A 21,360-nucleotide genomic window follows, 5' to 3' on the forward strand; every position below is an offset into this window, starting at 1 on the left:
TTGGACGGGTCCTTGCCGGAGAAGGCGCCGCCGCCGTGCCGGGCCATGCCGCCGTAGGTGTCCACGATGATCTTGCGGCCGGTCAGGCCGGCGTCGCCCATCGGACCGCCGATCTCGAACCGGCCGGTCGGGTTGACCAGCAGCCGGTAGCCGGTGGTGTCCAGGTCGAGGCCCGCCAGGACGGGTGCCACCACGAACTGCTCGATGTCGGGGGCGAGCAGCGAGCCGAGGTCGACGTCGGCGGCGTGCTGGGTGGAGACCACGACCGTGTCGAGGCGGACCGCGCGGTCGCCGTCGTACTCGATGGTGACCTGGGTCTTGCCGTCCGGGCGCAGGTACGGCACGGTGCCGTCCTTGCGGACCTGGGTGAGGCGCTGGGAGAGCCGGTGGGCCAGGGTGATCGGCAGCGGCATCAGCTCGGGGGTGTCGTCGCAGGCGTAGCCGAACATCAGGCCCTGGTCGCCGGCGCCCTGCTGGTCCAGGGTGTCGGTGCCCTCCGCCGGGACAGAGCCCTCCCCGCGCACCTCAAGGGCGGTGTCGACGCCCTGGGCGATGTCGGGCGACTGGGAGCCGATGGAGACCGAGACGCCGCAGGAGGCGCCGTCGAAGCCCTTCTTGGAGCTGTCGTAGCCGATCGCGAGGACGGTGTCCCGGACCAGGGTGGGGATGTCCGCGTAGGCGGAGGTGGTGACCTCACCGGCCACATGGACCTGACCGGTGGTGACCAGGGTCTCCACGGCGACCCGGGAGGACGGGTCGCCGGTCAGCAGCGCGTCGAGGATCGCGTCGCTGATCTGGTCCGCGATCTTGTCCGGGTGACCCTCGGTCACGGACTCGGAGGTGAACAGTCGGCGTGCCATGGCAGCAGGGCCCCTTCAGGCAGAGTGGATCGGGCAGGAGGTGGCGGGGAGGACGGGGGTCCCGCCGGGCGGCTCTGGGTACGGCGCTGTACCGCGCTGTACGACTCTGGGTACGGCGCTGTGCGATCGAGCCGCCCGGACCGGATGGACCGACCGGTTCAGTGGACGGTGACGCCGAAGAACCGGGCCTCGATGATGTTCAGGGTGCGCAGGTGGTCGACCTCCAGCGACTCCATGTCGATCGTCCGGCCGCTCGCCTGCTCCAGTAGGAAGACGAACTCGACGAAGGAGAGCGAGTCGATCAGGCGGTTCTCGATCAGGTCCAGGTCGCCGGCGATGTCCTGGCGCTCGGGGTGGCGCTTGAGGATCCAGGTCTTGACCTGCTGCAGCTCTGCGGACATGGTGATGCTCCTTTGAACGGATAGGTTTTCGATGACGTGCATTTGATGAAGCGTCAGATAGCGGGTCCGAGGACCGGTGCGCCGACCGCGACCGCGTAGTCGACGTCGTGGCTGATGCTGACGGTGATGCCTTCGATACCCGCGTCCTGCGCCAACTGGGCTGCCCGGCCGTGCAGTTCGATCAGCGGCCAGCCGCCGTCGGCCCGGTGGACCTCGATGTCGAGCCAGGGCAGGATCCGGTCGGCGACGCGCAGCGTCTTGAACGCCGCTTCCTTGGCCGCGATCCGGCCGCAGACGGTGAGCAGATTGAGCCCCTCGTCGGTGCGGCAGTCGGCGAGCTCCTGCTCGGTCAGCATCCGCAGCAGGAAGGACTCGCCGTGCTCGTCCACCATCTGGCGGACCCGTGCCGCGGAGACGATGTCCATCCCGAGGTTCGCCCAGCCCGGGGCGCGGGCAGGTACGGAGCCTGCCGCCATGTCAGACCGCCGACCGTGCCCACGCGACGGCGGCGGAGGCGGCCTGCCAGCTGCCGTGCCGACGGGTGAGGGCGGAGAGCCAGCGCTCCAGACCGAAGGCCACGCAGCTGGTGAAGACGGGCTCGCCGCTCTCGGCCAGGCTGATGTCACAGCGCTCGCCGAAGAAGTTCCGGTGCACGTTGACGGAGGCGATGGCCAGGTCCTCGTACAGGAACTCGTGCTTGACCGGCGAGAGTTGCTGGAGCAGCAAGCGCGCGCCGCCGCGGTCGTAGAAGGGGTCGGTCGCGGCCTCCCGGCGCAGCGGGAGCTCCAGCGCCTCGGCGAAGGCGGCGATCTTCTCGGTGAAGGTGCGCAGGTGGTTCTCGGCGTGCTCGCGCGAGCCGAGCGCGACGATCTCGCGCATGTGGAAGCCGAGCAGACGGCGCAGGTCCTCGTACGCGGTCTCCTTGCGGAAGCACCGGCCGACCACCGTCACCAGGCTGTCGCCGGCCAGCCGGGTGCCCGCGTGGTGCAGGTAGACGCCGTAGCAGGCGGCCGAGGGCAGGCCCAGGGCGGCGGGCTCCAGGGCCTGGCGGCCGAAGGTGCCGCTGGCGTGGTCGAACGGCGAGTGCTCGCGCTCGGCGAGGTCCAGCGGCGCGGCGAGGATCGCCTGGTGCGGGAAGTTGTCGTAGTAGTCGAGCTTGGCCAGGTCGGCGGCCGGGAGCAGCGGCGGCATGGTCATGGCCGTTGCGCCGGCTTCCGTGCCCCAGGCCGCGAAGGTGTCGTCCAGCAGGCGCAGCAGGGCGGTTGCCTCGGGCCCGAGCGCGGACAGGCCGTTGCGCTCGATGGTGGTGTCGACGACGTCCGCGGTCGGCGGGCTGGTTGCGGGGCTCATGGGCCACCTCCCAGGGTGGGTGGGTAGAGGGGTCAGTCCGGCAGGGTGTCGTCGGCGAAGATGCCGGACTTGAGGAAGAAGGCCATCGGCTTGCGGATGACCTTGCGCTGGACGGCCTTGCGGCCCTCGTCGTTGATCAGCGCGTCGCGCATGGCCAGCGGGTCGGCGATGCCGGCGTCGCGGTAGACGTGCGGGTTGTAGAAGGAGTGCAGGCTGAAGACGATGTAGCGCTTCAGGTAGGCCTCGACCTCGCGGAGCTCGGTCTCGTCGGCACTCGCCTTCATCCGGTGGTAGAGGTGCGAGACCAGTTCGCGGCCGAAGGCGATGTGCCGGGACTCGTCCTGGTGGTGGATCCGGTTGACCTGACGGATCGTCTCGTGCAGCGAGGTGTCCTGCCCCATCCGCATGTTGTAGAAGTCGACCATCTCCTCGAAGAACAGGATCCGGGCGAAGACCAGGAAGTTCTCGACCTCGGGGGAGCGCTTCTCGGCGGGGGCGGACTTCAGCGCGGCACCGGCGTAGATCTTGTCGCCGTAGCGGCGGCAGAACTCGGCGAAGAACCACATGTGCTCGTTCTCCTCACCGATGAAGTGGTGGAAGAAGTCCGAGGGGATCTCGAAGCCGGGGGTGTGGATGCGGTCCACGACCTCGATGATCAGTTCGCGGATGCCGTGCACGTTGAGGCTGTAGAAGTTGATGCTCTCCCACTTGGAGAGCTTCTTCAGCGTTGCCTCGTCGAGCCCCTCGTACAGCGCGGAGCCGTACGCGGAGACCAGGTCGGGGCTCATCCACCAGGCGTCCTCGGGCAGTTCGTCGGCCCAGTCGAAGCTCTGGTACGGGTTGTAGTAGTCCTCGATGGACTTCTGCGAGAGCCGGTCCAGGAGTTCGCGGAACCGGTCGGTGAGATCGAGGGTTGCGGCGGTCATCTGTTCGTCTCCAGGGTGGTCGGGGCTCAGGGGCGGGCTTCGTAGACGGCGTTGACGGCGCTCTCGGTGGCGCGGCGCCAGCGGGTGAAGCCCGCCGCCCTGGCGATGTCGCCCAGCGCGTCCTCCCCGGCGTGGTTGCCGAGGGCGTACGGGCCCTGCTCGGCGGCGGCCACCGGCAGGCACATCACGGCCGAGAGGCCCATGAACAGCCGGCCGGCCGGGCTGACGTTGTCGGTGACGGCGGCGTGCGCGTTGGGCTCGACGATCATCCAGACACCGTCCGGGGTCAGCGCCTTGAGGACCTGGCGGGCGGCCGTCTCGGGGTCGCCGAGGTCGTGGATGACGTTGAAGTAGGTGATCAGGTCGTACTGGCCGCCGGGGATGCCGTCGGCGCCGGCGACCTCGAAGACCACCCGGTCGGCGAGTCCGGCCGCGCGGGCGTTGCGGCGGGCCTGGCTGATCGCCTCCTCGGAGTAGTCGTAGCCGTGCACGACGGCGTCCGGGAACGCCTGGGCGATCAGCAGGGTGGCGTGTCCGGGGCCGCAGCCGATGTCGGCGACCCGGCCGCCCCGGGCGAGCAGTTCGGTGACGCCGTCCAGCGCGGGCAGCCAGTGCTGGACCAGGTTGGCCCGGTAGCCGGGCAGGAAGTAGCTGCCCATCCCGGAGTCCAGGCTGGCGTGGTGCTCGGCCCAGCCGACGCCGCCGCCGCTGCGGTACGCCTCGGCCAGCTGGTCCTCGGTGGCGTAGAGCGCCTTGAGGGCGGTGAAGAAGGGTGCCGCGTAGGTGGCGCTGTCCGGGTCGCCGAGGACGGCGGCCTGCGCCTCGGTCAGCCGGTAGGTGCCGGCCTCGGGGTCGTGGGCGACGTAGTCGGCGGCGACCTGGGCGTGCAGCCACTCCCGGGAGTACCTGGGGTGGATGCCCGCGCGCTCGGCGAACTCGTCGATGGTCAGCGGTCCGGCACCGTGCAGCGCCCGGTACAGGCCGAGGCGTTCGCCGAGGGCCACGGTCAGGCCCCGGACGGCTGCGCCCGCGTCGCCGATGACGCGCTGGTGGAACCGGGCGGCGGTCTCGTCGGTCATGTCGACTCCTCCTGAAGTCGCGGGACTTGTCTCAGCCCTGCGGCAGGTCGGCGGTGAACAGGAACGAGCGCGGCACGCCGGGCACCTCGCGGGCCACCGAGGCGTACGGCCAGCGGTCGAACGCCGCGCCCTCGTCGCCCGGCTGCCTGACCTCGCGCGGCTGCCAGCCGCACTCGGTGAGGAAGGTCTCGGGGTGGTCGGTGCCGAACAGCCAGGGGTTGCCGTCCTCCTTGAGCGCGCTCAGGAACGGGCGGGCCATCGGGTTGATCAGCGACACCCGGCTGGCGAAGTCGCCGAGCAGCACGGTGCCGGGGGCGGAGAGCGAGGCGACGGTGGTGAGCAGCCGGCGCACCGCGTCCTCGGGGAGGAAGAAGAGCAGGCCCTCGACCACCCACAGGGTCGGCGTCCGCTCCTGCCACCCGGCGGCGCGCAGCGAGTCGCTCCACTCCCCCGCGAGGTCCACCGCGATCGGGTGGCGGGTGACCCCGGCGGGCAGTTCGGCGTCGGCCTCCTCGAGCAGCTGCGCTTTCGCCTCCAGCAGCGCGGGCCGGTCCAGCTCGAAGACGGTGACGCCCTCGGGCCACGGCAGCCGGTAGGGGCGGGTGTCCATGCCGGTGGCGAGGAAGACGACCTGCCGGATGCCCTGCTCGCCGACCGCCCGCCGGATCGCGCGGTCCAGGTAGGTGGTGCGGATGGCGAGGAACTCGACCGTCCCCGCCCCGGCGTAGCGGTCGAGCAGTTTGAAGCCGGTGTCTGCGGCGACGGTCCGGGCGTACGGGTCGACGAACAGGGCGTCGGCCCGCTCGGACTCCAGGGCGCGCGCGGCGGCGGTCCACTGGGCGGTACGGGATACGGCCTCCACGGAGGGCCCCCTCTTCTTCGGGTTCGCGGGTCTGGTTCGCGTGCGGGGTGGGCGGGTTACGGGTGGCACGGGTCCGGGGAGAACCCGGCGGACGGCCGGCTCCCGACCAGCTCGCGCGCTCCGCGCCGCTCGAAGATGCTGTGCAGGATCATGCTGAAGACGACCGACCCGTCCGCGTCCTCCAGCTGGCAGCGCGGCTTGACGATGCCGGTGGTCGGACGGCCGAACGAGGGCCCCGCGCCGAGGATGTGGACCTTGGCGTTGAGCACGTCGCCCGCCCTGACCGGGCGGATGTAGCGGATCTCGTCCACGCCGGGCGATCCGGCGCACGCGCTGTCGGCGAGCAGCCCGTCGACGTACCGGCGCATGAACATCGAGGCCGTCTGCCAGCCGCTGGCGATCAGCGAGCCGTACGTCGACCCGGCCGCCTGCTCCGGGTCGACGTGGAAGGGCTGCGGGTCCCAGCGGGTACCGAACTCGATGATCTCCTGCTCCGTCAGGGAGACCGTGCCGAGGTCGAACACGTCCCCGGCGGTGAAGTCCTCGAAGTAGTACATGAGTGCCTCTTGTCTGCGAATGCGCACGACCTGGCCGGCCGCACACCGTCTCGATCAGGAGTTGGGGTGGCGTTTCAGGGCCGTGAACAACATACGAGGGGCCCAATAATTTGGTCAATACAAATCTTTGCGGGGGCCCGGGAATGCGGCCTGAGTGCGGGCCGATCACGCCGCGATCGCCCGTCTGGCCTGCGGCGCAACGGAGTTGACACACTCCCGGCTCAGAGGTCGGCGAGCGCCTGCCGGAAGTCGGCCCACAGGTCCTCGGGGTGCTCGATGCCGACCCCGACCCGTACCGTCCCGGCGCCGATCCCGGCCAGCGCCAGCTGCTCCGGGGCGAGCTCCCGGTGCGAGGTGCTGGCCGGATGGGTGACCAGCGTCTCCACGCCGCCCATCGACAGCGCGAGCGAGGCCAGCTCGACCGAGGAGATGAAGCGGCGGCCCGCCTCCCGGCCGCCGGCCAGGTCGAAGGCGAGCACACCGCCGTACCCGGCCAGCAGTTCCTTGGCGACCCGGTGGCTCGGATGGCTCTCCAGGCCCGGCCAGTGGACCGCCGTCACGGCCGGATGCGCGGCCAGCCGCCGGGCCAGGAAGGAGGCGTTCTCGCAGTGCTGGCGCATCCGGAGCGCAAGCGTCTGGATGCCCCGGATGGTCAGCCAGGAGGCGAACGGGTCGGCGGTGGCGCCGAGTTCGACCGCCCGCTGCCAGACCTCGCGGTGCCGCGCCCGGTCCGCGAAGACGGCCGCACCGCCGATCACGTCCGAGTGCCCGCCCAGGTACTTGGTGGTGGAGTGGACCACGATGTCCGCGCCCAGCTCGATGGGCCGGCAGAGCAGCGGCGTGGCGAGCGAGTTGTCCACCACCCCGATCAGCCCGGCGGACCGGCCGACCGCGAGCAGCGCGGGCAGGTCGGCCACCTGGGTGGTCGGGTTGGCGATGGTCTCCAGGTAGAGCAGCCGCGACCCGGGCCGCAGCGCGGCGCGGACCTCGGCCGGGTCGTCCCCGCCGACGGCGGTGACCTCGACGCCGTAGCGCTCGGTGAGGTCGGAGAGGATCGAGAAGGTGCCGCCGTACAGGCAGCGCTGGACGATCACATGGTCGCCGGGGCGCAACAGCGCGAGCAGCACCGAGCTGATCGCGCCCATCCCCGAGGCGGTGGCCATGGCGGCGGCGCCGCCCTCCAGGTCGGCGAGGACCGACTCCAGCGCACTGGTGGTCGGATTGCCCCGCCGGGTGTAGACGAAGGCGCCGTCAGGGCCGGCCATGGCGTCGGCGATGGCGTCCGGGTCGTCGAAGGCGAATCCGGAGGTCTGGTAGAGCGGGACGGCCAGCGGGCGGCTGCCCGGTGGCTGCGGCGCGGTGACGTGGACGGCGCGGGTCTGCGGGCGGGTACGGCCGAGGGGCGCGGCCGCGCCGCTGGTGGTGACTGTCATGCCGGCCAGGATGCCCGCCGAAGCGCCCGGCGCGCAGCGAAGGAGCCCAGGGTTTCCCAAGTCGGCTTCCACGCGCCCTCCTTGACGTGTGGTGATCAGATTCACGCCGTCGGTACCATACCCCCCGACGGTATAAAGTCCGGCGTCTCCTCCTCCCACCGGAGGGCCGGTCTCGTCTACCATGAGAGCCGAAGAAGGGGCGGCGGTGCGACGAGGAGGGGACGTCAGCGTGCGACGACTTGGAGAGCTGGAGGCGGAGATCATGGACCGCCTGTGGAGCTGGGGGCGGCCCGCCACCGTCCGGGAGATCGTCGACGACCTCAACCGGAAGCGGCCCGTGGCGTACACGACGGTGATGACGGTCGCCGACATCCTCTACAACAAGGGCCATCTGCGCCGCGAGAAGGAGCGCCGGGCCTGGGTCTACCAGCCCACCCGCAGCCGCGAGGCCTACACGGCGGCCCTGATGCACGACGCCCTGGGCGTCAGCCCGGACCGCTCCACCGCACTCGCCCGGTTCGTCGAACAGATCTCCCCCGACGAGCAGGAGGCGCTCCGCCAGGCGCTCCTGGCCATCGACCGAGCCGGCGAGCAGTGATCGCCGCGGCCGTCCTCACCGGCTACGCCGCCGTCGTGGGGTGGGCGGCACCGGCCGCCCTCGGCCGGGCCCGCTGGGCCCACCGCGCACCGCGGGCCGCGCTGACACTCTGGCGGGCGCTGATGCTCACCTTCGTCGTCTCCGCGGCCCTGGCCGCCTACCACCTCACCCGGTCCGGCCAGCACCTGCACGGGCTGCTCGGCGTCATCGACGTCTGGCTCGGCAGGGACGACACACCCTCGGTCGAGCGCGGCCCGGAGGGTCCTGGACTCCTGCTCCCGGTCGGGATCGCCGCCGCCTGGCCGCTCGGCTGGTCCGGCGCCGTGCTGCTCCGCTCGCGCCGCCACCGGCGCCGCCACCGCGCATTGCTCGACCTGGCCGGACGCCCCGAACCCCGGCTGGGCGCCGTCGTCCTGGAGCACGAGACCCCCGCCGCGTACTGCCTGCCGGGACGGCGGCCCCGCATCGTCCTGACCAGCGGCACCCTCGACACCCTGACACCCGAGCAGCTGCACGCCGTCCTCGAACACGAACGCGCCCACCTGCGCGGCCGCCACCACCTCTCGCTCGCCCTCGCCGAGGGCTTCGCCCGCGCCTTCCCCGGCCTCCCGCTCGCCCGCGCCGCCCGGAGCCAGACCGCCGACCTGCTGGAGATGGTCGCCGACGACCACGCCCTGCGCAGCTGCACCCCGAAGGCGCTCGCCGCCGCCATGTGCGAGGTCGCCGCGGGCGGCGTACCGCAGACCGCACTAGCCGCCGGCGGGCCCACCGTGCTGCTCCGCCTCAAGCGGCTGCTGCTGCCCCGGACCGGTCTGCATCCGGTGGCCCGGACCGCCGTGCTGCTGCTCGCCCTGTCGGCGCCGCTGCTGCCGTACTTCGTCACCTGCGGGCCGACGCTCGGCTGAGTACGGCACCGCCGGTCGCGGCCCACTGCGGTGCGGGCCGGGCCTCGGCTGCGCCTGCACGGCCCCGCTGTCGCAGCCGGCCGCGCCCTGCCACTGCCGACCGCGCGGGGCCTGCCGTTCCACCGGACCACCCGGACCACCCGGATAGCGGGCTACCGCAGACTCATGACATTACCCTAGGGGGGTATGGTATGTTCGTCAGGTCGGTGGCCGACAGGCCTGCCGGATCGCCTGACGCGAGAGACCCAGCAAGGGAGCACCCGATGCCCGAGAACCTCCTCACCGAAGACGTCGCCCAGACCGCAGGCTCCTGCTGCGGCGGCGGCTCGTGCGGCTCCGCCCCCACCGCCGAACCCACCACCGGCACCCGGGAGATCTACGTCGTCCAGGGCATGACCTGCGGCCACTGCGTCGGTTCCGTCACCGCCGAGCTCACGAAGCTCCCGGGCGTCACCTCGGTCGCCGTCGACCTCGCCACCGGCAACGTCACGGTCGACAGCGAGCAGCCCCTGGAGCGCAGCGCCGTCGCCGAGGCCGTCGACGAGGCCGGCTACGAACTGGTGGGGCCCGCAGCCTGACCCCCTCAGCACCCGGGGCGCGCGCGATGCGGACACCGCCGTGCACGCCCCGGGCCCACCCCCGACTCCGGGGCCCTCCCCCGGACCGGGCGGATCAGCCGTGAGACGCAGCACGCGAGCACCGGCCCGAACCACCGACCGACGGTACCCGCGGCTCACTCGGCCTGGCCAAGGAGTCCCATGACAGACCGTCACTTACCTTCTGCCGCAGGCAGTCCGGCGGGCACCCCTGCCTCCCCTTCCCCAGGCGCCGAGGAGAAACCGGGCCCCGCCCGTTCGATGGCGATGGCCCTCGGCCTGGCCACCGCACCGGCCGTCTCACTGGGGCTCGGCCGCTTCGCCTACGCGCTGGTGCTGCCCGCGATGCGCTCCTCCCTGCACTGGTCGCTGGCCACCGCCGGCACGCTGACCACCGCCAACGCCGTCGGCTACCTGGCCGGCGCACTGGCCGCGCCCACCGTCGCCGCCCGGCGGGGCGAACGCACCGCGCTGCTCGGAAGCCTGGCCGCCGTCGCCGTCTCGCTGGCCGCCACCGCGGCCTTCGCGGACCTCACCTACCTGCTAGTGGTCCGCCTGGTCGCCGGAGCGGCGGGCGCCGTGGCCCTGATCGTCGGCGGCACGCTCGCGGCCCGCCTCGGCGCGGGAGCCGCACCGGGCCGCTCGGCCCTGCTGCTCGGCGTCTACTTCGCCGGCGGCGGCCTCGGGGTGGCCGTGTCCGGAGCCGCCGTCCCCGTGGTCCTGGGCGGGCCCGGCGGCGCACCCGACTGGCGCACCGCCTGGGTGGTGCTGGCAGTCCTGTCGCTGGCCGCGATCCCCGCCTGCCTGCCGGGCTCGGCCCGCCCCGGGCCCGCCGCCGACACCACCCGCAGTGCCACCCGCAGTGCTGCCGATCCCGGTCTGCGCTGGCCGGCCCGTCCGCTGCTGGCGCTGCTGATCTCGTACGGCCTGTTCGGCGCCGGGTACATCGCCTACATGACCTTCATCGTCGCCCACCTGCGCGGCCACGGCGCGGGCGACGGCCTGGTCACGGCGTTCTGGATCGCACTCGGCTGCTCCGCCGTGGTGGCGGGCTTCGGCTGGAGCGGGATCCTCGGGCGACTCAGGGGCGGCCGGGGCAGCGCGCTGCTGATGGCCGTCACCGCCGTCGCCGCGGCGCTCCCGCTGCTCTCCTCGGCCGCCCCGGTCTCGTACGCCTCCGCGCTGCTCTTCGGCTCGGCCTTCCTGTCCGTGATCACGGCCGTCACCACCTGCGCCAGGGACAGCCTGCCCCAGCACTACTGGACGGCCGCCATCGCCGGACTGACCACCGTCTTCGCCCTCGGCCAGTGCCTGGGCCCGCTGCTGGCGGGCACCCTCTCCGACGGGCCGAGCGGCACCACCGCAGGGCTGGCCATCGGCGCGGTGCTGCTCGCGCTGGCCGCCGCCACCGCGCTCGCGCAGCGGGCCCGTACCGTCCCCCCGTCCGCCCCGCCCGCCCCGGCCGTCTCCGTTCCCACGGATACCGTCCCCGGGTAAAGTAAGCTCGCCGGTGGCGCAGCAGACGCACGCCCACCGGACGGCCCACCGCGAGTGATACACCGACAGGTCCGGCCGACATCGCCGATGGCCGCCCCGGAGAAGGGTGAGAGCCGCCCCGACAGGGCGAGAGCCGAGTACATGAGGGAACCGGAGTAGGCCCATGGTCGACCACAGCTACAGCAACCACAAGGACGACGTCCTCAAGCGACTGCGCCGTATCGAGGGGCAGATCCGCGGCCTCCAGCGGATGGTCGAGCAGGACACCTACTGCATCGACGTCCTCACCCAGGTCTCCGCGAGCACCCGGGCCCTCCAGTCCTTCGCCCTCCAGATGCTGGAGGAGCACCTCGCCCACTGCGTGAGCAACGCCGTGAGCGCGGGCGGCGACGAGGCCGCGCTCAAGCTCAAGGAAGCCAACGCGGCCATCGCCCGCCTGGTCCGCTCCTGACGCCGCAGGCGCTCTCGGCACCCCTCACACCCCGGCTGTGCGCACCCGCGCCCGTGGCCCAACGGCAACCAACCGGTACCGACAGGTGAACTCCCTGGTGAAGGCCCCTTCGCACGACGTGTGCTGAAGGGGCCTTCAGCTTGCTTCAGGCTGGCTTCAGCGTCACGGGGCAATGCTGAGCCGCACTGCCGGACGGAGGTTCCGGCGCTGTGTCCTGCGCAAGGAGCCCCTGATGCCCCAGCCCCACATCCCGGAGCCGTCCGACCGCGGTCCGGCGGGCGCCGCAGCGATGGGCCGGGGCTACGGCGCGGGTGGGGCGCAGCAGCCCGATGCGGCGGACGCGGACGGCGGTCGCGTCCGGCCGTCGGTCGGCGGCGCGCGCAGGCCGGGCCGTACGGAGCGCCGCAGGGCGACCCGCACACGGCCCCGCCCGCTGACGCTGCTGCCCCAGCCCACCCCGTCCCGGCACGCCCAGCCCCGCCGGGTCACGGTGGTGTCCGCGAGCATCGGGGCCGGGCATGACGGCGCGGCCCGCGAACTGGTGCGCCGTCTGCGGCAGTTCGGCCTCGTGGTCGACTGCCATGACTTCCTCGACCTGCTGCCGCCGGGATGGGGGCGGGTCCTCCGCGCGAGTTACGAGCTGGAGCTGCGCGTCGCGCCCTGGGCCTGGGGCTGGCTGCTGGAGGGCCTGCAACGGCACCGCTGGTCCTCGGCGCTGGTCAGCGCGCTCGCCGGTCGCGCCGCCGCCCGGCGGATCCGCGCGCTGATCGGTCCCGACACCGGCGCCGTGGTGTCCACCTATCCGCTGGCCAGCCAGGCCCTGGGCAGGCTCCGCCGGCGCGGCAGGCTCGCGGCACCCGTGGTCACCTTCCTCACCGACATGTCGGTGCACCCGCTCTGGGTGGCCCGCGGAGTCGATCTGCACCTCGCGCTGCACCCGGTGGCCGCCACCCAGGCGCGCGCCCACCGGGCCAACGGCGTGCTGGTCAGCGGACCGCTGGTCGGGCCGCAGTTCCGTCCGGCGGCGTCGGCGGACGAACGGCTCTGCGAGCGCCTGCGGTTCGGGCTGCCCACCGGCCGTCCGGTGGCACTGGTGGTGGCCGGCTCCTGGGGCGTGGGCGAGGTGGAACTCGCCGCCCGGGAGATCGCGGCGACCGGCCTGGCCACGCCGGTCACGGTGTGCGGCCGGAACTCGGCACTGCGCGAACGGCTTGCCGAGGACGGGGTGGGCGTGGCGCTCGGCTGGGTGGACGACATGCCCGCACTGCTCCGCGCCTCGGACGTGGTGGTGCAGAACGCGGGTGGACTCACCTCCCTGGAGGCGATGGCCAGCGGCGTCCCCGTGGTCAGCTACCGCTGCCTGCCCGGCCACGGCGTCACCAACGCCGAAGCCCTGGACGAGGCCGGGCTCGCCCCGTGGATCCGGACCCCCGGGCAACTCGCCGCGCTGCTCGGCGAAGCGCTCGTCGCGGGCACCGCCGGCCGTACGGAGGCGGCCGTCCCGGCGGACCAGGTGATCGCCGCCCTGGCCGGTGCCGTCCTCACCGCACCCACGGTGTCCACTCCGCCTGCCGCACCCGCCGTCCCGCCCCTCCGCCGTTCGGACACCCGGGAGTTGGCCTCGTGAGCGGTCTGATCGGCCCCGTGACCAAGGCCCTGGCCCTGTCAGGCACGCTGGCGGCGGGCTCGCTCGCGGTGGCGCACGCCGCGCCCGCGCTCAGCGCGCTCAACGCGGTACGGCCCTGGCTCACCCCCGAGTTGTGCGGGTTCGGCGATCCGGACCACGTCGCACTGACCTTCGACGACGGCCCGGACCCGGCCTCCACGCCCGCCTTCCTGCGGGAGTTGGACCGCGCGGGCGTACGGGCGACATTCTTCCTGCTCGGCCGGATGCTGGTCCGCGCTCCCGGCCTGGGCCGTGAACTCGTCGCGGCGGGCCACGAGATCGCGGTACACGGCTACGAGCACCGCTGCCTGCTCGCCCGCACGCCGGGCGCGGTACGCGACGACATCGCCCGCGCCCGGGACGTGATCGCCGAACTGACCGGCAGCCAACCCTGCTGGTACCGGCCGCCGTACGGGGTACTGACCGCCGGGGCACTGGCCGCCGCACGGGAGTTGGAGCTGACCCCGATGCTCTGGAGCACCTGGGGCCGCGACTGGACCGCCACCGCCAGCCCGGACTCGGTCTACCGCACGGTCACCCGCAGACTGACAGGCGGCGGAACCGTACTCCTGCACGACACGGACTGCACCGCAGCCCCGGGCTCCTGGCGCTCCACCCTAGGCGCACTGCCCCGCCTGATCGACGCCTGCCAAACCCGCGGCCTCCGGCTGGGCCCCCTGCGGGAACACCGGACCGCAACCGCCATCACCGCCCCGGCAGGAACCGCCTGACGCCTGATCGGACCAAACCCTCACCGCGGAGCACCCGGACGCCTCCCGCCCGGCGCGGGAGGGCTCTACGCTGGGGCCGACCAGTGAGCGTTGTCGGGCGGGGAGGCGGGGCAGTTGCGGCGTGCAGCGGTAGGTGTCGACATCGGCGGGACCAAGGTGCTCATGCTCGCCGAGGGGCCGGATCTCGACGAACCGATCGTCCAGCGGCTGGCCACCGGACCGGCGGTCACCCCGGCCGACCTGGAGGCAGCCGTCCGGGCCTTCCTCACGGATAACGACCTGAAGCCGACGGTCCTGGGGATCGCCGTGCCCGGCCTGGTCGAGAGCGGCCGGGTCAGGGTCTCCGACGTGCTGCCCCAGCTCGCGGGCTGGGCGGGGACGGGCGACGGCGTCGGCCCCGCGCTGCTGGTCAACGACATCCGGGCCGCCCTCGCCCAGGAGGCGGCCGAGCTCTCAAGAGCCGCCACCGCAGCGGTGGTCGTCTGCGGCACCGCCGTGGGATCGGCCTACCTGGCCGACGGGCGGGTCGTCCGAGGTGCACGTGGCTGGGCCGGCGAGATCGGCAGCATGCCCGTCTCCACCCCGCAGGGTGTCCGGCGGCTCGACGACCTGGCGGGTGGCGGTGCCGTCGTGCGGGCGGCGGGGATGCTGCCGGAACGGATCCAGGCCGCGCTGGCCGACGGCGACCCCCGGATCCGGGCCGTCGTGCACGCGGCCGGTGAGGCGTTCGGGCTGGCCCTCGCGTCGCTGGTCAACCTCCTGAACCCCGACGTGATCCGGGTCGCGGGCGGCACCCTCGGCTACCCGGGCTACTGGGACACCGCGCTGGCCACCGCAGAGCGCCACGCCCTGCCCGAACTGTGGGAGGCCTGCGCCGTCGCCCGCATCCGGGCCGGTGAGCTGGTCGTCGCGCGCGGCGCCATCCGTCTGGCCGGTGCGGCCGCCGACGGCCAGGCGTGGGTGCAGCAGTACGTCTGACGGCAGGGGCCGAGCGGTCCGGCGGGGGTGTCGAGGGTGGTGGGCGCGAAGCCGTAACGGAGCAGGCGCGCGGGCTCGGCCCCGATCACCTCACAGGGCTGCTCGGGCTCCGACGCATCTCGGCAAGCGGAGGCGCGGCCGGGGTCAGCGGTACTCGCGGAGGCGGGGGCGGACGGCGAGGACGGTCAGTGTCAGTGCGACGGCCAGCAGGGCTGCGCCGCCCAGGGCGAGGCCGGGGCCGAGGTCGTGGTCGGTGGCGGTGACGGCGCCGTCGAAGGAGCGCTGGTTGATGGCGATCACGCCGTCCATCGCGTCTGCGAGCTGGCCGAAGTCCGCGTTCGACTGGCCGGCTCCGGTGCCCGTGTCGTAGGTGACGGCCTCCTTGAGGCGGCCCTGGCCGGACAGCTGTCGGATCGTGCGGTCGTCCGACTGGTACTGCCGGTAGTCCGTCAGGACCTGCTCCGCCGCCGCCCGTTCACCGGGGAAGGTGATGTTGCGCAGCTCGTCGCCGAGGAAGCCGCCGAAGACCACCTTGGCCTGCGGCTCGGCCCGGTGGGCGGTGACGGCGGCGGCCAGGCCGCTCTCGTAGTCGGTCAGGCTGCCGCTGCCGCCCAGGCGGACCATGGACTGGCTCTTGTCCCGGTAGCTCTGCTCGTACGCGGCGGCGCGGGACGGGTCGGTGAGGTAGCGGCTCTCGTCCGCGTTCATGTCGTAGGCGACAGCGCGGGCGCGGCTGAGAGCGATCACCGAGTCGTACGCGTTGCTCTTGGCGACGACCAGATTCCGGTCGGTGGTGCCCGCGAGGGTGTAGCCGGTGGCGACGGCGACGACGGTGAGCGCGGTGACGGCGAGCAGCGCCGGGTTGAGGAGCCGTCGGAACCGGACGGCGAGCGTGCGTTGCAGCAGGACCAGGGCCGCCACCGCCACCAGCCCGGCGGCCAGCAGCCACCGGCGTCCGGCGGCGAGGTCGCCGCGCTGGGCGGTGTAGACCCGGTCGACGGTGGCGGCGTTGCCGGCGGTCACCCGGTCGGCGGCGGGCAGGAGTTGCTGCCGCAGCAGGTCGGTGGCCTGGCGGTAGGCGTCGAGCGCCTCGGGCGAGGGGCGGCCGGCCGGGGCGTGGGCCTGGTCCTCCAGGAGCTGGGCGCGGGCGACCAGGCTCTCGTACTGGCCGAGGTCGTCGATCACGGTGTGGACGGCCTGCTCGCCGACGGGGTCTCCGACGGCGGCCTCGGTGGCGCGCTGGAGGTCCGAGTCGGCCTGGGCACGGCGCTGCTCGTAGGTCTGCCGGGTCTCGGTGCGCAGCTTGGCGTAGTCGGGGTCGGCGCCGGCGAGCAGCAGGTCGGCGGCCTGGGCGTCCATGTCGGCGAGCGCGAAGTAGAGGTCGGCGGCACGGACGGCCTGCGGGGCCTTGTCGTGGCCGATGGTGTCGGTGCCGTCCCGGGCGCCGCCGAGGACGGTGGCGGCGACGGCGGCCGTGGTGAGCAGTGCGGCGAGGCACAGTGCGGTGAGGACCCGGAGCACTCGGGGCGTCTGCCAGGAACGCGCCTTCAGGGCCGCCGGTCCGAGCACCGCGAGCGGGAGGATACCGGGGATGCCTCGCGGGGCCGGCCGCGAAGGTGAGGTGTTCGCGGCCGGCCCCGGAGGTGTCTCTCCCCCCGGTGCCGAGGTGGTGCGGGGGGCGCGCGGCCCGGGTATCGGGCTGACCGGACCGTTCGGACCACTGTCCGCCGCCCCCGGCGGACGTGTCTTCCCTGCCGATCCGGCCGGTCTGCCCGATGCACCCGCTGTCATGACCGCGCGTCCCCTCCCCCATCACCTGGCCGCCGGTGGTCGAACGGTGAAGGTCTTCACCGGCGGTGGACGCGGTCTGCCTCTCCCCCGAGGCGCAGACCCGCTTCCTCACCGCTGACGCTACGGCGCCCGGACCTCGGCGCCACGCTCCCTGACGCGCCCTTTGCGCCCCGGCGACCGATCTTGACGCATCGTTGACGGCCGCAGCGGCGAGCTCCGTGATCGAGCGGAGCCCCCCGGGTGTCGGGGCCTCAGGTGTCGGAGCCTCAGGCGTCGGGGCCTCAGGCGTCAGGGTTCGAAGCGGTAGCCGATGCCCGGTTCGGTGATCAGGTGGCGGGGCCGGGTCGGGTCGGGTTCCAGCTTGCGGCGCAGGCCCGCGAGGTAGACCCGGAGGTAGTTGCCGTGCTCCTCGGCCTCGGGGCCCCAGACCTCGCGGAGGATCTGCCGGCCGGGGACCAGGCGGCCGGGGGTGGCGAGCAGCAGGGTGAGGATCTTCCACTCGGTCGGGGTGAGCCGGACCGGTCCGTCGGGGCCGGTCACGGTGGTGGCCGGTAAGTCGACGAGGTGGTTCCCGATCGTGACCGTGGTCGCGGCCTCCTCGCCTCCCGGGCGGCGCAGCACCGCGCGCAGCCGGGCGAAGAGCTCGTCCATCACGAAGGGTTTGGTGAGGTAGTCGTCGGCGCCCGCGTCGAGCGCGCTCACCTTGTCGACCGTGGTGCTCCGGCCGGACAGCACGATGATCGGCATGGCGCTCCAGGCGCGCAGACCGCGGATGATGTCCATGCCGTCCAGGTCGGGCAGGCCGAGGTCGAGCAGGACGGCGTCCGGGATCAGGCGTCCGGCGGACTCCAGTGCCTCGGCGCCGGTCGCGGCGGTGAGGACGGCGTAGTCGCGGGCGTGCAGGTTGATCCGCAGGGCGCGCAGCAGTTGGGGTTCGTCGTCCACGACCAGGATGTGGTTCATGGGGTGGGTTCTCCCGTTCCGGCGGCGGGCAGGGTGAGCAGCATGGTGGTTCCGCCACCGGGGGTGTCCTCGACCTCCAGGGTGCCGCCCATCGCCTCGGCGAGGCCGCGGGAGAGGGCGAGGCCGAGGCCGACGCCGGTGGTGTTGTCGGTGTCGCCGAGGCGCTGGAACGGGAGGAAGACCCGGTCGCGGTCCTCGGGGGCGATGCCGGGGCCACGGTCGATGACCCGGATCTCCACCCGGTTCAAGGGGGTCCCCCCGGCCGGAGGCTGGGGGAGGCTGCTGGCGGCGACCAGGACGGGTGCGCCGGGGGCGTTGTGGCGCAGGGCGTTGGTGATGACGTTGGCCAGGACGCGTTCCAGCAGCGGCGGGTCGGCCAGCACGGGCGGTGCACTGTCGAGACCGAGCGGCTGGACGGGAGCGTCCGGGTCGGAGAGCGAGTCGAGCGCCCGGGGCAGCACCTCTTCGAGGTGGGTGGGCACCAGGTGGAGGGTGAGGGCCCCCGCCTGGAGGCGGCTCATGTCGAGCAGGTTGTCCACCAGCCGGGTGAGTTTGACCAGCGACTCGTCTGCCATGGTGAGGAGTTCGGCCTCGTCCTCCGGGGAGAACTCGACGTCGGGGCTGCGCAGCGAGCCGATCGAGGCGAGGGCGGCGGCGAGCGGGGTGCGCAGGTCGTGGCTGACGGCGGCGAGCAGGGCGGTGCGCATCCGGTCGGCGGCCTTGATCGGTTCGACCTCGGCGGCGACGCTGGCGAGCCGGTCGCGTTCCAGCGCGGCGGCGACGTGGGCGGCGAAGGCGGTGAGCACCCGCTGGTCGGCGGCCGGGAGCCGGCGGCCGGTCAGTATCATCACGGCGTCCGCGCCGACCGCGATCTCGGTGACCGCCTCCCCCGAGGTCCCCTCGGCGTCGGCGTCGCTGCGGGCCAGCACCTCGCCGCTGGAGCGGTCGAGCAGGGCGACGGTGGCCATCGCGAAGGCCGTCCGGGACTTCTCCAGCAGGGCGGGCACCGCGTCGGCGCCGCGCAGCACGCTGCCGGCCAGGGTGGAGAGGGTCTCCGCCTCGGCGGTGGCGCGGGCGGCCCGGCTGGTGAGTCTGGTGGCGTGGTCGACCACGGTGGAGACGGTGAGGGCGACCATGGCGAAGACCAGCAGGGCGATGACGTTGTTGGTCTCGCCGATGGTGAAGGTGTGGGTGGGCGGGATGAAGAAGTAGTTGAGCAGCAGCGAGGCGACCAGCGAGGCCAGCAGGGCGGAGACCGCACCGCCGAGCAACGCCACGGCCACGACGCCGAGTTGGAAGATCAGCGCGTCGGTGGTCAGGTTGACCTGGGTGTGGAACTGGGAGAGCACGGCGGTCAGCAGGCTGGGCACCACCAGGCCGGCGACGTATCCGGCGATGGTGCGGTTGCGGGAGTGCCGGCGGCCGAGCGAGGGCAGCCGTCCGCGTCCGGTGAACTCGTGGGTGACCATGTGGACGTCGATGTCCTCGGAGGCGTCCACGGTGGTCTCGCCGATGCCGGGACCGGTGAGGAGGCGGGTGATCCGGCCGCGCCTGCTGGTGCCGAGGACCAGCTGGGTGGCGTCGCGGCCGCGCGCGAAGGCCAGCAGCGCGGTGGGGATGTCGTCGCCGACCACCACGTGGTAGCTGCCTCCGAGGGTCTCCACCAGCTGTCTCTGCTGGGCGAGCGCGCCCGGTGAGGCGCCGGCCAGGCCGTCGCTCTTGGTCACGTGCACGGCGAGCAGCTCGCCGCCGGCGGTGCGGTCGGCGATCCGGGCGGCGCGGCGGATCAGGGTCTCGCCCTCCGGTCCGCCGGTGAGCGCGACCACCACGCGCTCCCTGGTCTCCCAGACCCGGTCGATGTTGTGGCTGGCCCGGTAGTCGCGCAGGCCCTCGTCGACCCGCCCGGCCACCCAGAGCAGGGCGAGTTCGCGCAGTGCGGTCAGGTTGCCGACCCGGAAGTAGTTGGAGAGCGCGGCGTCCACCTTCTCCGCCTTGTAGACGTTGCCGTGGGCCATCCGGCGGCGCAGGGCCTGCGGGGCCATGTCGACCAGTTCGATCTGGTCGGCCCGGCGGACCACCTCGTCGGGTACGGTCTCCCGCTGCGGAATTCCGGTGATCTTCTGGACCACGTCGTTGAGCGACTCCAGGTGCTGGATGTTCACGGTGGTGATCACGTCGATGCCCGCGTCCAGCAGTTCGTCGATGTCCTGCCAGCGCTTGGCGTTGCGCCCGCCGGGGATGTTGGTGTGTGCGAGCTCGTCCACCAGGACCACGGTCGGCCTGCGGGCGAGCACCCCCTCCAGGTCCATCTCCTGGAACTCGGTGTCCCGGTAGGTGCGGGTGAGGCGCGGAACGATGTCCAGGCCCGCCAGCATGTTCTCGGTGTGCCGGCGGCCGTGGCACTCGATGTACCCGACCACCACGTCCGCCCCGCGCTCCTGCCGTCTGCGCGCCTCGTCCAGCATCCGGTACGTCTTGCCGACACCGGGTGCCGAGCCGAGGTACACCCTCAACTTCCCGCGGCGGGTGAGGGTGCCGGGAGTGAGGTCACGGGACATGGGCGCTGCTCTTTCCTTGCGGAGGGCGTGCGCGGGGTCCGGCACGCAGGCGGGTACACGGGCGACCGACCCGGGTGCGGGGCGTTGGCCCCCGTACCCGGGTCGGTCGGATCACTGAGTCGTTCGTGACATTGTCACTTCTGCTCGCTCAGCGCCTTGTTGAGCAGGACGACGTTGACGCCGGGCTGGCCCAGGAACCCGAGGGAACGGCCGTCGGTGCAGGTGTCGATCAGGTGGTTGAGGGTGTCGGCCGACAGGCTGCGGGCCTTGGCGACCCGGCCGACCTGCTCGCGGGCGTAGGCCACCGAGATGTCCGGGTCGAGCCCGGATCCCGAGGCGGTCAGCGCGTCCACCGGGACGGTGGCCGGGGCGACCCCGTCGAAGGCCGCGACCGCGGCCCGCCGGTCCTCGACCGCCTTCAGCAGGTCGGCGCTGTTGGGGCCGAGGTTGCTGGCGCTCGAACTCTTGGCATCGTAACCGGTGCCGGCGGCGGAGGGGCGCGGCTGGAACCACCTGGGGTCCGGCTGGGCCTCCTCGTTCGGGTCGTTCGGGTCCTTCCTGGGCAGGTTGTAGCTCTGGCCGAGCAGGCTGGAGCCGATCTCCTTGCCGCTGGAGCTGACGAGCGAACCGTTGGCCTTGCCGGCGAAGGCGACCTGGCTGATCCCGGTGACCAGCAGCGGGTAGGCGAGACCGAGGATCACGGTCATCACCAGCAGCATCCGCAGCGCGGTCAGGTGCGTGCGCACGGCGGTGGGCAGTGGCTTGGACATTTCCTGCTTCTCTCAGCTCAGGCCGGGGATGAACTGCACGACGAGGTCGATCAGCTTGATCCCGATGAACGGTACGACCAGACCGCCGAAACCGTAGACTCCGATGTTCCTGCGGAGCAGCGAACTGGCGTCGGACGGGCGGTACTTGACACCGCGCAGGGCGAGCGGGATCAGACCGATGATGACCAGCGCGTTGAAGATGATCGCCGAGGTGATCGCCGAGGTCGGGCTGTGCAGACCCATGATGTTCAGGTGCTTCAGGCCCGGGTACACGCTGGCGAACATCGCCGGGATGATCGCGAAGTACTTCGCGACGTCGTTGGCGATCGAGAAGGTGGTGAGCGCGCCTCGGGTGATCAGCAGCTGCTTGCCGATCTCGACGATCTCG

General features: G+C 72.8%; 21 protein-coding genes and 1 pseudogene. 8 read left to right on the forward strand and 14 right to left on the reverse strand.

Features of this window, described 5'->3' with window-relative positions:
• The 9 genes from metK to UK12_RS27845 all read right to left on the reverse strand — a co-directional run.
• Nucleotides 1-860, reverse strand: an 860-nt coding sequence (gene metK, locus UK12_RS27805; protein WP_045305931.1) for a methionine adenosyltransferase, incomplete at its 3' end; no start/stop codon positions are given.
• A gap of 158 nt (nucleotides 861-1,018) precedes the next feature.
• Nucleotides 1,019-1,261, reverse strand: coding sequence for an acyl carrier protein (locus tag UK12_RS27810; RefSeq protein WP_045305932.1), 243 nt, complete (start codon nucleotides 1,259-1,261; stop codon nucleotides 1,019-1,021).
• Nucleotides 1,262-1,314: 53 nt separating this feature from the next.
• Nucleotides 1,315-1,737, reverse strand: coding sequence for a holo-ACP synthase (gene acpS, locus UK12_RS27815; protein WP_045305933.1), 423 nt, complete (start codon nucleotides 1,735-1,737; stop codon nucleotides 1,315-1,317).
• A gap of 1 nt (nucleotide 1,738) precedes the next feature.
• On the reverse strand, nucleotides 1,739-2,611 hold the full coding sequence (locus UK12_RS27820) for a hypothetical protein (RefSeq protein ID WP_045305934.1): 873 nt from the start codon (nucleotides 2,609-2,611) through the stop codon (nucleotides 1,739-1,741).
• Nucleotides 2,612-2,643: 32 nt separating this feature from the next.
• The gene (locus UK12_RS27825; protein ID WP_045305935.1) at nucleotides 2,644-3,537 is read right to left on the reverse strand and encodes a diiron oxygenase; all 894 of its coding nucleotides are present in this window, start codon (nucleotides 3,535-3,537) and stop codon (nucleotides 2,644-2,646) included.
• Between the two features lie 26 nt (nucleotides 3,538-3,563).
• Nucleotides 3,564-4,616 carry a methyltransferase domain-containing protein gene (locus UK12_RS27830; protein WP_045305936.1) on the reverse strand — a complete coding sequence of 351 codons (1,053 nt, stop codon included), beginning with the start codon at nucleotides 4,614-4,616 and terminating at the stop codon, nucleotides 3,564-3,566.
• 31 nt (nucleotides 4,617-4,647) lie between these two features.
• Complete coding sequence (locus UK12_RS27835) at nucleotides 4,648-5,478, reverse strand: class I SAM-dependent methyltransferase (RefSeq protein ID WP_045305937.1); 831 nt, start codon at nucleotides 5,476-5,478, stop codon at nucleotides 4,648-4,650.
• Nucleotides 5,479-5,534: 56 nt separating this feature from the next.
• Nucleotides 5,535-6,035: a MaoC family dehydratase gene (locus UK12_RS27840; protein WP_045305938.1), complete on the reverse strand. Its 501-nt coding sequence runs from the start codon at nucleotides 6,033-6,035 to the stop codon at nucleotides 5,535-5,537.
• 221 nt (nucleotides 6,036-6,256) lie between these two features.
• Nucleotides 6,257-7,468, reverse strand: coding sequence for a trans-sulfuration enzyme family protein (locus UK12_RS27845; RefSeq protein WP_045305950.1), 1,212 nt, complete (start codon nucleotides 7,466-7,468; stop codon nucleotides 6,257-6,259).
• Nucleotides 7,469-7,697: 229 nt separating this feature from the next.
• On the opposite strand from UK12_RS27845, the gene UK12_RS27850 reads away from it, so the two are divergent.
• The 8 genes from UK12_RS27850 (at nucleotide 7,698) to UK12_RS27885 (ending at nucleotide 14,890) form a co-directional block, all read left to right on the forward strand.
• On the forward strand, nucleotides 7,698-8,066 hold the full coding sequence (locus UK12_RS27850) for a BlaI/MecI/CopY family transcriptional regulator (protein ID WP_045305939.1): 369 nt from the start codon (nucleotides 7,698-7,700) through the stop codon (nucleotides 8,064-8,066).
• A complete protein-coding gene (locus UK12_RS27855) occupies nucleotides 8,063-8,971 on the forward strand; it encodes a M56 family metallopeptidase (protein WP_045305940.1) in 909 nt (302 codons plus the stop codon). Before UK12_RS27850 ends, UK12_RS27855 begins: the two co-directional genes overlap by 4 nt.
• 263 nt (nucleotides 8,972-9,234) lie before the next feature.
• Nucleotides 9,235-9,549: a heavy-metal-associated domain-containing protein gene (locus tag UK12_RS45175; protein ID WP_045305941.1), complete on the forward strand. Its 315-nt coding sequence runs from the start codon at nucleotides 9,235-9,237 to the stop codon at nucleotides 9,547-9,549.
• 279 nt (nucleotides 9,550-9,828) lie between these two features.
• Nucleotides 9,829-11,064, forward strand: coding sequence for a YbfB/YjiJ family MFS transporter (locus UK12_RS27865; RefSeq protein WP_045305942.1), 1,236 nt, complete (start codon nucleotides 9,829-9,831; stop codon nucleotides 11,062-11,064).
• Nucleotides 11,065-11,227: 163 nt separating this feature from the next.
• Nucleotides 11,228-11,515 carry a metal-sensitive transcriptional regulator gene (locus tag UK12_RS27870; protein WP_045305943.1) on the forward strand — a complete coding sequence of 96 codons (288 nt, stop codon included), beginning with the start codon at nucleotides 11,228-11,230 and terminating at the stop codon, nucleotides 11,513-11,515.
• A gap of 232 nt (nucleotides 11,516-11,747) precedes the next feature.
• Nucleotides 11,748-13,142 carry an MGDG synthase family glycosyltransferase gene (locus UK12_RS27875; protein ID WP_063838334.1) on the forward strand — a complete coding sequence of 465 codons (1,395 nt, stop codon included), beginning with the start codon at nucleotides 11,748-11,750 and terminating at the stop codon, nucleotides 13,140-13,142.
• Nucleotides 13,139-13,912, forward strand: coding sequence for a polysaccharide deacetylase family protein (locus UK12_RS27880; RefSeq protein WP_231591413.1), 774 nt, complete (start codon nucleotides 13,139-13,141; stop codon nucleotides 13,910-13,912). The genes UK12_RS27875 and UK12_RS27880 overlap by 4 nt, the downstream gene beginning before the upstream one ends.
• Before the next feature lie 114 nt (nucleotides 13,913-14,026).
• Nucleotides 14,027-14,890 carry an ROK family protein gene (locus UK12_RS27885; RefSeq protein ID WP_045305944.1) on the forward strand — a complete coding sequence of 288 codons (864 nt, stop codon included), beginning with the start codon at nucleotides 14,027-14,029 and terminating at the stop codon, nucleotides 14,888-14,890.
• 144 nt (nucleotides 14,891-15,034) lie between these two features.
• Here UK12_RS27885 and UK12_RS27890 read toward each other — a convergent pair whose 3' ends face one another.
• From UK12_RS27890 to UK12_RS41685, 5 genes and pseudogenes are all read right to left on the reverse strand, one after another.
• On the reverse strand, nucleotides 15,035-16,459 hold the full coding sequence (locus tag UK12_RS27890; protein WP_045305945.1) for a hypothetical protein: 1,425 nt from the start codon (nucleotides 16,457-16,459) through the stop codon (nucleotides 15,035-15,037).
• A gap of 510 nt (nucleotides 16,460-16,969) precedes the next feature.
• Nucleotides 16,970-17,644, reverse strand: coding sequence for a response regulator (locus tag UK12_RS27895; protein WP_045305946.1), 675 nt, complete (start codon nucleotides 17,642-17,644; stop codon nucleotides 16,970-16,972).
• Nucleotides 17,641-20,202, reverse strand: coding sequence for an ATP-binding protein (locus UK12_RS27900; RefSeq protein ID WP_045305947.1), 2,562 nt, complete (start codon nucleotides 20,200-20,202; stop codon nucleotides 17,641-17,643). The genes UK12_RS27895 and UK12_RS27900 overlap by 4 nt, the downstream gene beginning before the upstream one ends.
• A gap of 134 nt (nucleotides 20,203-20,336) precedes the next feature.
• The gene (kdpC, locus tag UK12_RS27905; protein ID WP_045305948.1) at nucleotides 20,337-20,972 is read right to left on the reverse strand and encodes a potassium-transporting ATPase subunit KdpC; all 636 of its coding nucleotides are present in this window, start codon (nucleotides 20,970-20,972) and stop codon (nucleotides 20,337-20,339) included.
• Nucleotides 20,973-20,984: 12 nt separating this feature from the next.
• Nucleotides 20,985-21,360 (reverse strand): annotated as a pseudogene (locus tag UK12_RS41685) (potassium-transporting ATPase subunit B); the annotation flags it as partial.

This window comes from Saccharothrix sp. ST-888, from assembly GCF_000955975.1.
In the GTDB taxonomy this organism is placed as follows: Bacteria; Actinomycetota; Actinomycetes; order Streptomycetales; family Streptomycetaceae; genus Kitasatospora.

Excerpts from the sequence above, each read along its gene's own strand:
- UK12_RS27895 (WP_045305946.1), bottom strand. The coding sequence starts at position 17,644 with ATGAACCACATCCTGGTCGTGGACGACGAACCCCAACTGCTGCGCGCC.
- UK12_RS27845 (WP_045305950.1), bottom strand. The coding sequence starts at position 7,468 with ATGACAGTCACCACCAGCGGCGCGGCCGCGCCCCTCGGCCGTACCCGC.
- kdpC (WP_045305948.1), bottom strand. The coding sequence starts at position 20,972 with ATGTCCAAGCCACTGCCCACCGCCGTGCGCACGCACCTGACCGCGCTG.
- UK12_RS27840 (WP_045305938.1), bottom strand. The coding sequence starts at position 6,035 with ATGTACTACTTCGAGGACTTCACCGCCGGGGACGTGTTCGACCTCGGC.
- UK12_RS27900 (WP_045305947.1), bottom strand. The coding sequence starts at position 20,202 with ATGTCCCGTGACCTCACTCCCGGCACCCTCACCCGCCGCGGGAAGTTG.
- UK12_RS27865 (WP_045305942.1), top strand. The coding sequence starts at position 9,829 with ATGGCGATGGCCCTCGGCCTGGCCACCGCACCGGCCGTCTCACTGGGG.
- UK12_RS27825 (WP_045305935.1), bottom strand. The coding sequence starts at position 3,537 with ATGACCGCCGCAACCCTCGATCTCACCGACCGGTTCCGCGAACTCCTG.
- UK12_RS27870 (WP_045305943.1), top strand. The coding sequence starts at position 11,228 with ATGGTCGACCACAGCTACAGCAACCACAAGGACGACGTCCTCAAGCGA.
- UK12_RS27820 (WP_045305934.1), bottom strand. The coding sequence starts at position 2,611 with ATGAGCCCCGCAACCAGCCCGCCGACCGCGGACGTCGTCGACACCACC.
- acpS (WP_045305933.1), bottom strand. The coding sequence starts at position 1,737 with ATGGCGGCAGGCTCCGTACCTGCCCGCGCCCCGGGCTGGGCGAACCTC.
- UK12_RS27810 (WP_045305932.1), bottom strand. The coding sequence starts at position 1,261 with ATGTCCGCAGAGCTGCAGCAGGTCAAGACCTGGATCCTCAAGCGCCAC.
- UK12_RS27830 (WP_045305936.1), bottom strand. The coding sequence starts at position 4,616 with ATGACCGACGAGACCGCCGCCCGGTTCCACCAGCGCGTCATCGGCGAC.
- UK12_RS45175 (WP_045305941.1), top strand. The coding sequence starts at position 9,235 with ATGCCCGAGAACCTCCTCACCGAAGACGTCGCCCAGACCGCAGGCTCC.
- UK12_RS27875 (WP_063838334.1), top strand. The coding sequence starts at position 11,748 with ATGCCCCAGCCCCACATCCCGGAGCCGTCCGACCGCGGTCCGGCGGGC.